General features: G+C 67.1%; 8 protein-coding genes. 3 read left to right on the top strand and 5 right to left on the bottom strand.

All coding sequences use genetic code 11. The annotated features are described in order from the left end of the window. Window positions 1–109: 109 nt before the first annotated feature. A complete protein-coding gene (locus tag LPB260_RS16225; RefSeq protein ID WP_208706849.1) occupies window positions 110–1,087 on the top strand; it encodes a cysteine synthase A in 978 nt (325 codons plus the stop codon). A 27-nt stretch (window positions 1,088–1,114) separates the two neighbouring features. On the opposite strand, the gene LPB260_RS16230 is transcribed toward LPB260_RS16225, so the two are convergent. Next, a complete protein-coding gene (locus LPB260_RS16230; protein WP_208706850.1) occupies window positions 1,115–1,876 on the bottom strand; it encodes a Mut7-C RNAse domain-containing protein in 762 nt (253 codons plus the stop codon). Window positions 1,877–2,203: 327 nt separating this feature from the next. On the opposite strand from LPB260_RS16230, the gene LPB260_RS16235 reads away from it, so the two are divergent. Together LPB260_RS16235 and LPB260_RS16240 are read left to right on the top strand one after the other, a co-directional pair. After that, on the top strand, window positions 2,204–4,282 hold the full coding sequence (locus tag LPB260_RS16235; protein WP_208706851.1) for a bifunctional diguanylate cyclase/phosphodiesterase: 2,079 nt from the start codon (window positions 2,204–2,206) through the stop codon (window positions 4,280–4,282). 165 nt (window positions 4,283–4,447) lie between these two features. Beyond that, a complete protein-coding gene (locus LPB260_RS16240) occupies window positions 4,448–5,182 on the top strand; it encodes an SDR family oxidoreductase (RefSeq protein WP_208706852.1) in 735 nt (244 codons plus the stop codon). A 114-nt stretch (window positions 5,183–5,296) separates the two neighbouring features. On the opposite strand, the gene LPB260_RS16245 is transcribed toward LPB260_RS16240, so the two are convergent. From LPB260_RS16245 to LPB260_RS16260, 4 genes are all read right to left on the bottom strand, one after another. Continuing rightward, window positions 5,297–6,685, bottom strand: coding sequence for an efflux transporter outer membrane subunit (locus tag LPB260_RS16245; RefSeq protein ID WP_208706853.1), 1,389 nt, complete (start codon window positions 6,683–6,685; stop codon window positions 5,297–5,299). Continuing rightward, a complete protein-coding gene (locus tag LPB260_RS16250; RefSeq protein WP_208706854.1) occupies window positions 6,682–9,855 on the bottom strand; it encodes an efflux RND transporter permease subunit in 3,174 nt (1,057 codons plus the stop codon). Before LPB260_RS16250 ends, LPB260_RS16245 begins: the two co-directional genes overlap by 4 nt. A 91-nt stretch (window positions 9,856–9,946) precedes the next feature. Then, window positions 9,947–11,182, bottom strand: a complete 1,236-nt coding sequence (gene mexE / locus LPB260_RS16255) for a multidrug efflux RND transporter periplasmic adaptor subunit MexE (protein ID WP_208706855.1) — start codon at window positions 11,180–11,182, stop codon at window positions 9,947–9,949. A gap of 160 nt (window positions 11,183–11,342) precedes the next feature. Continuing rightward, window positions 11,343–12,260 (bottom strand): LysR family transcriptional regulator, encoded by a 918-nt coding sequence (locus LPB260_RS16260; RefSeq protein ID WP_256625431.1) that lies wholly within the window; start codon window positions 12,258–12,260, stop codon window positions 11,343–11,345. Between the last annotated feature and the right edge of the window lie 171 nt (window positions 12,261–12,431).

Consider the following 12,431-nt stretch of genomic DNA (forward strand, 5'->3'; position numbering starts at 1 on the left):
GCGGGCCGGCGTTCGGCCCGCCCGGCATTGCTTCGGCACTCCTGCCCGGCCTGCAAGCGGCCGTATAGCCCACTAGACTGAGAGGGTTACAGCTGGCTGGAGGTGCACCATGAACCTGCGCGAGGGTTTTATCGGTGCGATCGGCAATACACCGCTGATCCGGCTTGCCCGGCTCAGTGAAGAAACCGGTTGCGAGATACTGGCCAAGGCCGAGTTTCTCAACCCCGGCGGTTCGGTAAAGGATCGCGCCGCCCTGGGCATCATCGAGGACGCCGAGCGTAGCGGCCGACTGCGCAGCGGCGGCACCGTGGTCGAGGGGACCGCCGGCAACACCGGCATCGGCCTGGCGCACATCTGCGCGGTGCGCGGCTATCGCTGCATCATCGTGATACCCGACAACCAATCCCCGGAAAAGCTGGAGCTGTTGCGCCACCTGGGCGCCGAGGTGCGCCCGGTGCCGCCCAAGCCCTACAGCGACCCGCACAACTACCAGAAGATCGCCGGGCGCTTGGCCGCGGAACTGCCCGGGGCGATCTGGGCCAACCAGTTCGACAACACCGCCAACCGCGAGGTGCACTACCGCACCACGGGCCCTGAGATCTGGCGCGACACCGAAGGACGGGTCGATGCCTTCGTCTGCGCCACCGGCACCGGCGGCACCCTCGCGGGCGTGTCGCGCTATCTGAAGGAACGCAACCCGGCGGTACGCATCGTTCTCGCCGACCCCATGGGCAGCGCGCTCTACCACTGGGTACTGGATGGCGAGCTGCTGGCCGAGGGCAGCTCCATCACCGAGGGCATCGGCACCAGCCGGGTGACGGCCAACCTCAAGGACACCCAGATCGACTCGGCGCTGCAGATCGACGACCAGCAGTGCGTCAACATGGTCTACCGCCTGCTGCGTGAGGAGGGGTTGTTCGTCGGCAGCTCCAGCGGCATCAACCTCTGTGCGGCGGTCCGCCTGGCCAGCGATCTGGGCCCCGGGCATACCCTGGTGACCCTGCTGTGCGACCGCGGCAGCCTGTACGCCAGGCGCCTGTTCAATCCCGCCTGGTTGCGGGAAAAAGGCCTGCGTGTGCCGGATTGAGCGCGCCGGGATGCGCGCAAGGTTGCCCTAGCGGGGCGCTGGATCGCTGCCTGGCTCCAGCAGTGGCGCCAGCAGGGCGCACATGTTGCGCCAATGGCTGCCCTCCCAATACAGGCGGCGGCAGCCGGCACAGTGCATGAAGCGCGAGTAGCTGTAGCCGATGCGACTGGGCAGCCGTTCGCGGGCCTCTTCGAGATCGCTCGGCTGCAGCGGCAGGTTGCAATGCAGGCACAGGCTGAACGGCTTGAAGCTGCGCGCCAGGTCCAGTCGCTCGACCAACTCGCGCAGCTGCCGGGCCGGTTTCAGCGCGTGCACGTAACAACCGTGGCTGATCACGCTGCGCTTGAGCAGCTCGCGGTCACGGGTCAGCACGATGCGGCCTTGCTGCGCCGCCAGCTCGGCGATGGCCGCGTCCTCGAAGTGATTGTCGTAGAGCGTGTCGAAGCCCAGCATGCGGAGCAGGCGGGCCAGTCCGCCGAGATGGGCGTCGGCGACGAAGCGCAGCACCCGCAGCGGCCGATCACGGACCTTGAGCAGCGGGCTGATGTCCAGACGCTCGAACTTCGGATAGACCGCCACCCGGTCGCCGTCCAGCAGCATTCGCTCGAAGCCGACCGACTCGCCGTTGAGCAGTACCAGCTCGACCTCGGTATGGGGCACGCCGAGGGCCTCGATCATGTGCTTGACCGTCGCCGCCTGCGCACAATCGCACTCGAACGCCCTGCGCCGCCGCGCAGGCGCCAGGAAGTCGTTGAGCTCCTCATAGAAGCGAAAAGTGGCACTAACCATGCCTACAAGCTTAGCCCGACTGCGGACTCGCTCCCGACGCTGCGCGGCACCCGGGGCAGGTGCCCGCGCCGCCGGCAGGCTGCTATAGATAGGGAATCACTCCAGCTTTGTTCAGCAAGTGGCTGTTCCGTTTCAAATTTTGGGTAACGGCTCACAGCTTTATTGGTTAAGATCCCCGGCACTTGTCGCGGAAATGTAGCTGCAAGTGGCCTGCATGAAGCCGGTGCTCCCAGTCGGGATGCGCTCGCCTCGCCAGGGCGCCGGCTCCACTCCAGAACTTAACCCTCTGTTCCCGGGCTGTCGCCCGGCGGCGTATAGAGCGTTGCCATGCTGATTGCGAGCTACGATTTTTCCCTGGTGCTGACATCCCTGGCGGTGGCCATGCTGGCCTCCTATACCGCCCTCGACCTGGCCGGGCGTATCGCCACGGCCAAGGGCCTGGCGCTGCCCCTGTGGATCGCCGGCGGCGCGTTGGCCATGGGCATCGGCATCTGGTCGATGCATTTTATCGGCATGCTCGCCATGAGCCTGCCGATCCCCCTCGGCTACGACCTCGTCATCACCCTGTTGTCGCTGGCCATGGCCGTGCTCGCCTCGGGATTCGCCCTGTGGCTGGTGAGCCAGCCACAGATGCCACGCTGGCACTGGCTGCTCGGCTCGCTGGTCATGGGGGCGGGCATCAGCGCCATGCACTACGTGGGCATGCAGGCCCTGCGCATGCAGCCGGGCATCGATTACGACCCCGTGCTGTTTGGCCTGTCCCTGCTCATCGCCGTCGCCGCTTCTGCGGCCTCGCTGTGGATCGCCTTTCGCCTGCGCCTGCCCGGACCATCGGTGCGCCTGGCAAGGGCCGCGGCGGCCCTGGTCATGGGCGGCGCCATAGTCGGCATGCATTTCACCGGCATGGCCGCGGCCAACTTCCCGCTCGACAGCTTCTGCCTGGCCGCCGGCACTGGCCTGGACAGCGCCTGGCTGGCGGGCCTGGTCGGTATCGCGACGCTGACGGTGCTGGTGATTGCCCTGCTGACCTCGCTGCTCGATGCGCGCATGCAGGCGCAAGTCGCCAGGCTGAGCGAGTCCTTGGCCCTGGCCAACCGCGAACTGACCCAGTTGGCGCTGCATGACCCGCTGACCAAGCTGCCCAACCGTCTGCTGCTGGAAGACCGAATCGGCCAGAGTATCCACAAGATGGAACGCAGAGGTGGCCATTTTGCGCTGATGTTCATGGACCTGGATGGCTTCAAGCCGGTCAACGACGCCTTTGGCCATCACCTCGGCGACATGCTGCTGTGCGCGGTGGGCGAGCGCCTGCGCCAGCGCCTGCGGGCGCAGGACACCCTGGCGCGGGTCGGCGGCGATGAGTTCGTGCTGCTGGCGGAGCTGCGCGAGGCAGACGATGCGGTGAGCCTCGCCGAGCAGATCGTCCAGCTGATCAGCCAGCCCTTCACCATTGGCGAACACGAGCTGCGCGTCTCCACCAGCGTCGGCATTGCCCTCTATCCCGGCGATGGCGAGGATCAGCAAGCCCTGCTGCGCAATGCCGATGCGGCCATGTACCACGCCAAGGGAGCGGGGAAGAACGGCTACAGCTTCTTCGAGGCGTCGATGAACGCCAATGCGCGCAAGCAATTGCAGCTGCTGCATGACCTGCGCATGGCCCTGGAGCGCGATGAGTTCCGCCTCTACTACCAGCCCAAGTTCGATGCCCGAAACGGCCGACCGACCGGTGCCGAAGCCCTGTTGCGCTGGCAGCACCCCGAGCGCGGCATCGTCTCGCCGGCCGAGTTCATCGAACTGGCGGAGAAGACCGGGATGATCATCCCCATCGGCGAGTGGGTGCTCGACCAAGCCTGCCGGCAGATGCGCCAATGGTACGAACAGGGTCACCGCGACTGGCGCGTGGCGGTGAACCTGTCGGCGCTGCAGTTCTGCCATGCCGGCCTGATCGACAGTGTCGCCAAGGCGCTGCGGCAGCATGCGCTGCCGGCCAACTGCCTGACCCTGGAGATTACCGAGACCACCGCGATGAGCGATGCCGACGCGACCCTGCAGGTGCTCAATCGCCTGGCCGAGATGGGTGTCGACCTGTCCATCGACGACTTCGGCACCGGCTACTCCAGCCTGCTCTACCTCAAGCGCCTGCCCGCCAACGAGCTGAAGATCGACCGCGGCTTCGTCAGCGATCTGGTGCATGACAGCGACGATGCGGCGATCATCTCCGCCATTGTCGCCCTGGGCCAGGCGCTGAACCTGCGCATCGTCGCGGAGGGCGTGGAAACCCAGCAGCAGAAAAGCTTTCTCACCGAGCTGGGCTGCAACTCGCTGCAGGGCTTTCTGCTCGGCCATCCGCTGCCGGCTGACCAGTTCATCCAGGCCCTGGCCGGCGGCGCGACGGTCACCGCCTAGCCCGCCCGCCCCCTGGCAAAGGCGGAGATTCCACTAGGCGCCGGGCCCGCCGAGGGATGACTGGTCGGACACGATCGGCCAAAGGCGGCTATACCACTGCTAAAGACGTGCACGGCGTTCGCCGGATCCGCGGTGGATGCTTGAGCCGCACGCTCGGGAGTGCCCATGCCGAAAGTAGCCATAGTCACAGGCGCCTCGCGGGGAATAGGGGCAGCCATTGCCAAACGCCTGGCCGCCGACGGCATCCGCGTGGTGGTGAACTACACCTCGCGGCCGGCCGACGCCGAGCAGGTGGTCCGCGACATCGCCCGCGCCGGCGGCCAGGCCTATGCGGTGCTGGCCGACGTCAGCGACCCGGTCGCGGTCGAAGCATTGTTCGACCAGGCTGAGGTGGAGTTCGGCGCCGTCGACATCCTGATCAACAACGCCGGGATCATCCAGCCCGGCATGGTCAATCTCGCCGACAGCGACGATGGGCTGTACCAGCGGCTGTTCGCGATCAACACCAAAGGCACCTTCAACACCCTGCGCCTGGCGGCGACGCGTCTGCGCGAAGGCGGGCGGATCGTCAACTTCTCCTCCAGCGCGGTGGCCCTGGCGCTGCCGGGCTATTCGCTGTTCGCCGCCTCCAAGGCCGCGGTGGAATGCCTGACCCGGGTATTCGCCAAGGAGCTGCGCGGGCGCAGCATCTGCGTCAACGCCATCGCCCCGGGGCCGACTGCAACCGACCTGTTCCTCAGTGGCAAACGGGTGGAACTGGTCGAGCGGCTGGCCAAGCAGGCGCCCCTGGAGCGCCTCGGCAGCCCCGCGGATATCGCCAATGTCGTGGCCTTTCTGGTCAGCGAGGAGGGCGACTGGGTCAACGGCCAGGTGATAGGGGTCAACGGCGGCCTGATCTAGCCGTGCACGGTCGGCGCGCACCTTGGCGCGAGCAAAAAAATGCCCCAGGGTCAGGAGCGACAACCTGGGGCGAAGAGGGTTGGCGAGCAACACCAACCTGGGAGTGAGCAAGGATCAGGCCTGGGGTTGCCAGCCGCCGCCGAGGGCCTTGTAGATGGCCACGATGCCGCGGTACAGCTCGACCTCCGCCTGGGCCTGGGCATCTTCGGCGGCCAGGCGCTCACGCTCGGCATCCAGCAGCACGAGGAAGTCCACCGTGCCTTCGCGGTAGCGGATGGCCGCCTGTTCGGCGGCGGCGCGACTGGCCTCGGACTGGCGCAGCAGGGCGATTAGCTGCTGCTGGGTCTTGGCGTAGTCGCTGAAGGCGTTCTCGGTTTCCTCCAGGGCCAGCAGCACCTGCTGTTCATAGCTCGCCAGCGCGCCCTCGGCGTCAGCCTCGGCGCCGCGCAGGCGGGCGCGCACGCTGCCCAGGTCGAAGGCCGCCCAGCTGATGCTCGGCGCCAGGCCCCAGGCCCGGGCCGCCGAGGCGCCCAGCTGCGAACCCCGACCGGCGGTGAAGCCGAGGAAACCGCTCAGACTGACCCGCGGGAACAACTCGGCGGTGGTCACGCCAATGGTCGCGCTGGCGGCCGCCACGCGGCGCTCCGCCGCACGTACGTCGGGCCGCCTGCGCAGCAACTCGGCTGGGTCGCCGACCGGCAGGGCCTTGGCGATGGCCGGCAGCGGCCGCGCAGACAGATCCACGCGCAGTTGCTCCGGGCGCTGGCCGAGCAGGGTGGCGATACGGTTGCGCGCGCGCAGCTGTTTGCCCTGCAATTGCGGCAGGCTGGCCTCGACGGCGGCCAGACGGGCTTCACTGCGCAACACATCCAGCTCGCTGCCGACGCCGGCATCGCGCAGTTGCTCGACGATGCCCCGCGACTCCCGCTGATTGTCCAGGTTTTCCCGGGCGATGGCTTCACGCAGCTGGGCGCCGCGCAGCCTGCCGTAGGCCTCCACCAGCTCGGCGATCAGGCTGACCTGCAGCTGGAAATAGTCCGCCTCGACGACCTCGATCTGCGCCTCGCTGGCCTCCAGCTGACGCTGAATGCGGCCAAACAGGTCCAGCTCCCAGGCCATGTCCAGGCCCAGGTCGTAGCGTTCGCTGCTCAGCCGCCGCTCACTCACCCCGGGTTGTTGCGCCTTGCCCAGTGCGCTGCTGGCACGCCCGGTGACGGTCGGCAGGCGGTCGTTGGCGACATCGTCGCGAATGGCCCGGGCCGCGCGCAGGCGGGCGAAGGCGACGCGCAACTCGCGGTTCTCCCGCAGCGATTGCCGGACCAGCTGATTCAGGGTCGGATCGTCGAACTGCTGCCACCAGAGCGCCTCGAAACGCGAGCGATCGTAGTCCTGGTGCTCGGCGCCGAGCACGCGCGCCGCCGGCGTGTCCGGCGCCCGATAGTCCGGGCCGACGGCGCAGGCGCTCAATGCCAGGGCGAGCAGGGCAGGGGTCAGGGCCTTCATGCCTGCACCTCCTGCAAACGCTTGGCCTGCCTGGCCTCGCGGCCCTCGACGAAGGCGCGAATCAGCACATAGAACACCGGCGTCAGCAGCAGGCCGAAGAAGGTCACCCCGAGCATCCCACTGAACACCGCCACCCCCATGGCGTGGCGCATCTCGGCGCCGGCGCCGGAGGACAGCACCAGGGGCACCACGCCCATGATGAAGGCGAAGCTGGTCATCAGGATCGGCCGCAGGCGCAGACGGCAGGCCTCCAGCACCGCCGCGACGCGGTCCAGGCCTTCTTCCTGTTTCTCCTTGGCAAACTCGACGATCAGGATGGCGTTCTTGCAGGCCAGGCCCACCAGCACGATCAGGCCGATCTGGGTGAAGATGTTGTTGTCACCGCCGCTGAGAATCACCCCGGTGATGGCCGACAGCAGGGTCATCGGCACGATCAGTATCACCGCCAGCGGCAGGCTCCAGCTCTCGTACTGGGCGGCCAGCACCAGGAAGGCCAGCAGTACGCAGAGCGGGAAGACGAACAGCGCGGTGTAACCGGCGAGGATCTGCTGATAGGTCAGCTCGGTCCACTCGAAGTTCATGCCGTTGGGCAGCTCCTCCTTGAGCAGTTTGGCCATGGCCGCTTCGGCCTGTCCGGAGCTGTAGCCGGGCGCCGCGCCACCGTTGATCTCGGCGGTGAGGAAGCCGTTGTAGTGCATCACCCGGTCAGGACCGGCGCTGCCCGAGACCTTGACGAAGGTCGACAGCGGCACCATCTCGCCGCGCTTATTGCGCACCTTGAGCTGGCCGATCTGCTCCGGCTCAAGACGAAATTTCTGCTCGGCCTGGACGTTGACCTGGTAGGTGCGGCCGAAGCGGTTGAAATCGTTGGCATACAACGAACCGAGATAGACCTGCATGGTGTCGAAGATGTCCTCCACGGCCACCCCGTGGCTCATGGCCTTTTCCCGGTCGATGTCGGCATCTACCTGGGGCACGTTGACCGTGTAGCTGGTGAACAGTCCGGCCAGTTCCGGCACCTCGCGGCTCTTGGCGATGACGTTCTGCACCTGCTTGTACAGCTCCTCGTAGCCGAGGTTGCCGCGGTCCTGCACCTGCACGCGGAAACCGCCGATGGTGCCCAGGCCCTGCACGGGCGGCGGCGGGAAGATGGCGATGAAGGCGTCCTGGATCTCGGCGAACTGACCGTTGAGCTGGCCGGCGATGGCGCCGGCGCTCATGGACGGGTCCGTGCGCTGATCGAACGGCTTGAGCGGGGTGAAGACGATGCCGCTGTTGGGGCTGTTGGTGAAGCCGTTGATCGACAGTCCCGGAAAGGCCACGGTGTTCTCCACCCCGGGGTGCTCGCCGGCGATCTCCGACATGCGCTTGATCACGGCCTCGGTGCGGTCCAGCGTCGCGGCGTCCGGCAGCTGGGCGAAGGCCACCAGGTACTGTTTGTCCTGGGGCGGCACGAAGCCGCTCGGGGTGTTGGCAAAGCCCAGGTAGGTCAGGCCCATGAGCCCGCCATACACCAGCAGGGCGATCGAACTGCCGCGCAGCACGCGCTGCACGGTGCGGCCATAGCCGCGACTGGCGCGCTCGAACAGGCGATTGAAGGGCGCGAACAGCCAGCCGCCGAACAGCTTGTCGAGTAGGCGGGAGAAGGCGTCCTTGGGCGCGTCGTGGCGGCGCAGCAGGGCGGCGGCCAGGGCCGGCGACAGGGTCAGGGAGTTGAACGCGCTGATCACCGTGGAGATCGCGATAGTCAGGGCGAACTGCTGGTAGAACTGGCCGGTGAGACCTGAGATGAAGGCGGTCGGCACGAACACCGCGCAGAGCACCAGGGCGGTGGCGACGATCGGCCCGGTGACTTCCTTCATCGCCTGGCGGGTGGCCTCGACCGGGGACTTGCCCAGGCCGATATTGCGCTCGACGTTCTCCACCACCACGATGGCGTCGTCCACCACGATGCCGATGGCCAGCACCAGGCCGAACAGCGACAGGGCGTTGAGCGAGAAGCCCAGCAGGTGCATCACCGCGAAGGTGCCGATCAGCGACACCGGTACCGCGACCAGGGGAATGATCGAGGCGCGCCAGGTCTGCAGGAACAGGATCACCACCAGCACCACCAGGACGATAGCCTCGAGCAGGGTGTGCACCACAGCCTCGATCGAGCCACGGACGAAGATGGTCGGGTCGTAGACGATCTCGTAGTCCACGCCCTGGGGAAAGCTCTGCTTCAGTTCGGCCATGCGCGCGCGCACGGCGTCGGAAATCGCGATGGCATTGGAGCCGGGGCGCTGGAACACCGGGATGGCCACCGCCGGCTTGTTGTTGAGCAGTGAACGCAGGGCGTACTGGCTGGAACCCAGCTCGATGCGGGCGATGTCCTTCAGGCGGGTGATCTCGCCGTTGTCGCCGGCACGCACGATGATGTTCTCGAACTCCTCCTCGCTGACCAGGCGGCCCTGGGTGTTGATCGACAGCTGGAAGCTGTTGTCGCCGGCAGACGGCGGCGCACCCAGGGCGCCTGCGGCCACCTGGCGGTTCTGCTGGCGAATCGCGGTGACCACGTCGCTGGCCGTGAGATTGCGCGATGCCACCTTGTTCGGGTCGAGCCAGACCCGCAGCGAATAGTTGCCCAGGCCGAACAGCTGCACGTCGCCGATGCCGTCCAGGCGCGCCAGTTCATCCTTGACGTTGAGCGCGGCGTAGTTGGACAGATAGAGCATGTCGTAGCGGTCGTCCGGCGAGGTCAGGTGGACCACCATGGTCAGGTCTGGGGAGGCCTTGTCGACCGTCACGCCGAGGCGCTGCACCTCGCTGGGCAGGGTCGGCATGGTGCGGGTGACGCGGTTCTGCACCTGCACCTGGGCGCTGTCGAGCTCGGTACCCAGGGCGAAGGTGATGGTCAGGGTCAGCTTGCCGTCGGCGGTCGCCTGGGACGACATGTAGAGCATGTCCTCGACGCCGGTGATTGCCTGCTCCAGGGGCGAGGCGACGGTTTCGCCGATCACCTTGGGGTTGGCACCGGGGAAGTTGGCACGCACCACCACGGTCGGCGGCACCACTTCCGGGTACTCGCTGATCGGCAGCTGGAACAGCGAGATGGCGCCGCCGATCAGGATCAGCAGCGACAGCACGGCGGCGAAGATCGGTCGCTGAATGAAGAATTGCGAGAAGTTCATCGGTAGTCCTTGGGCACCGCTGCACGCGGCCTAGAAGGCCCCGCACACGCTACGGTCTGGGGTGGGGTGCGCCGGGCGCACCCATGCGTGGTCAGCCGCGGGGTATGCCGGGCTTGCTGTGCTGTTCGGCAACGCGGGGTGAGTTGTGGCTTTCAACCGCCTGGCGCAGACGGGCGAGGTTGGCCAGGGTCTGCTCATCGGCCATGGGCACCGCCTGCGGCTCGACCGGCGAGCCGGGCAGGACCCGCTGCAGGCCGTTGACCACGATCCGTTCGCCCTTGACCAGGCCGCTGCGCACGATGCGCAGGCCGGCGACCTTGGGCCCCAGTTCGACGGCGCGGTAGCTCACCCGGTTGTCCTCGCCGAGCACCAGGACAAACTTGTTGCCCAGGTCGGTGCCCACCGCCACGTCCTGGATCAGGGCGGCGGCGTAGGTGCTGCTGCCAACCAGCTTGAGGCGGGCGTAAAGGCCGGGGGTGAAACGACCCTCGCTGTTGTCGAACACCGCGCGGCCGCGGATGGTGCCGGTCTGCGGGTTGACCTGGTTGTCGAGGAAGTCCAGCCGGCCCAGGTGCGGGTGGCCTTCTTCGTCGCTCAGGCCTAGATAGACCGGGCTGGCCGCGCGGACATCGGTCCGCCCCTGGCGCGCCAGTTCGAGGTATTTGAGAAACACCCGCTCATCGGCATCGAAATAGGCGTAGACCCGGTCGGTGCTGACCACCGAGGTCAGCAGCGTCTGCCCGGCGCCGACCAGGTTGCCGGCCGTGACCCGGGCGCGGCTGACACGGCCATCGATCGGCGCGGTGACGCGGGTGAAGCTGAGGTTGAGGCGGGCGTTGTCCAGTTCGGCCTGGATGCCGGCCACAGCGGCCAGTGCCTCTTGGGCTGCACTGGCGCGGGCATCGGCCAGCTCGGCGGAAATCGCATTACTCTTGCGCAGGCGCTCGCCGCGGCGCGCCTCACTGGCGGCCCGGGCCTGGGCGGCGCGGGCCTGCTGGAGCTGGGCCTCGAGACGCTTGACCTCGGCCTGAAAGGGGCGTGGATCGATCTGGAACAGCAGGTCGCCGCGCTTGACCAGGCCACCCTCGTCGAAGGCCACCCGATCGATAAAGCCGGACACCCGCGGTCGGATTTCCACCGACTCTGGGGCCTCGAGACGCCCGGTGAATTCATCCCACTCGTTGAGCGGTTGCTCGATGACCGTCGCCACGCTGACGTTTGGGGCCGGCATCTGCTGCTGGCTCTGCGGGGCCTCGCCGCAGGCGCCGAGGGCCACCAGCGCAGCGAGTGCCAGGGGCAGGCGCCAGAGGGTGTTGGGCTGTTCCATGTGATTGTCCGCCACTTACTTTTATGGATGGGCGGAGTCTGCATCGCAAGCGGGTGGCGCACGAATCGAACGGCGCGAAGGTGGGTATCACTGGCAGTGATGAGTGCGCTGCTGGTATCGATTGCGCCGATAGTGCCCGAGACAGGGCGGCCCGGACGGGTCAGTCCAGGCTGTCCGGGTCGCCGACGAACATCTGGATGCGCGAGCGCAGCCAGCGCTCGGCCGGATCATTGTCCTGCGCCCCGCGCCAGGCCATATGCAGTTCGAAGGTCTGGGCGTCCACGGGCAGGTCCTCGGTGCGCAGGCCGCCGGCGGCGGTCAGGGCGGCGGCCGTGTAATCCGGCACCGTGGCGACAATGTCGGTGCCGCTAAGCAGGGGACCCAGGCCATTGAATTGCGGCACGGCCAGGACCACACGGCGCTGGCGGCCGATCTTTTCCAGTTCCCGGTCGATAAAACCGCCGAGGTCGCCGGCAAAGGACACCAGAGCGTGGGGCCGCGCGCAAAAGTCGTCCAGGCTCAGGGGCCCGGGCACGCTGTCGGCACGCAACAGTTTGGGTTTGCTACGCCGCATCACCTTGCGTTTGGCGTTGGCCGGCAGTTCCTCGGTGTAGCTGACACCCACCGAAATTTCTCCGGAGGCCAGCAGCGCGGGCATCAGCAGGTAGTTGGTACGGCGAATCACCAGCACCACCCCCGGCGCCTCGGCGCGAAGGCGCTTGATCAGCGGGGGCAGGAGACCGAATTCGACGTCATCGGAAAGGCCGATGCGAAACACAGCCTTGCTGGTCGCCGGGTCGAACTCGGCGGCGCGGCTGACCGCGGTGGAGATCGAGTCCAGCGCCGGAACCAGCAGGGCGAAGATTTCCTCGGCCCGTGCAGTGGGCTCCATGCTGCGCCCGGTACGCACGAACAGCGGATCGTCGAACAGGCCGCGCAGCCGGGAGAGGGCGGCGCTGATCGCCGGCTGGCCGAGAAACAGCTTCTCGGCCGCACGGGTCACGCTGCGCTCATGCATCAGCGTTTCAAAGACGATCAACAAGTTGAGATCGACTCGGCGCAAATCGTTGCGGTTCATCCGGTGTCCATTCTGGAGTGAGGGGCTCGAAGGCGGCCTGGTTCAGGCTAATGCGAACGGGCGCCACGAGGCAACAGACATGTTCCCGACAATGATAGTTGTCGGCCTTTCCATCATCGACAGACATGGTCAATATCACTCCCAGCCGCTGGCTTTGCGCACAAAGCCCGG

It is taken from the genome of Pseudomonas sp. LPB0260 (assembly GCF_013388395.1).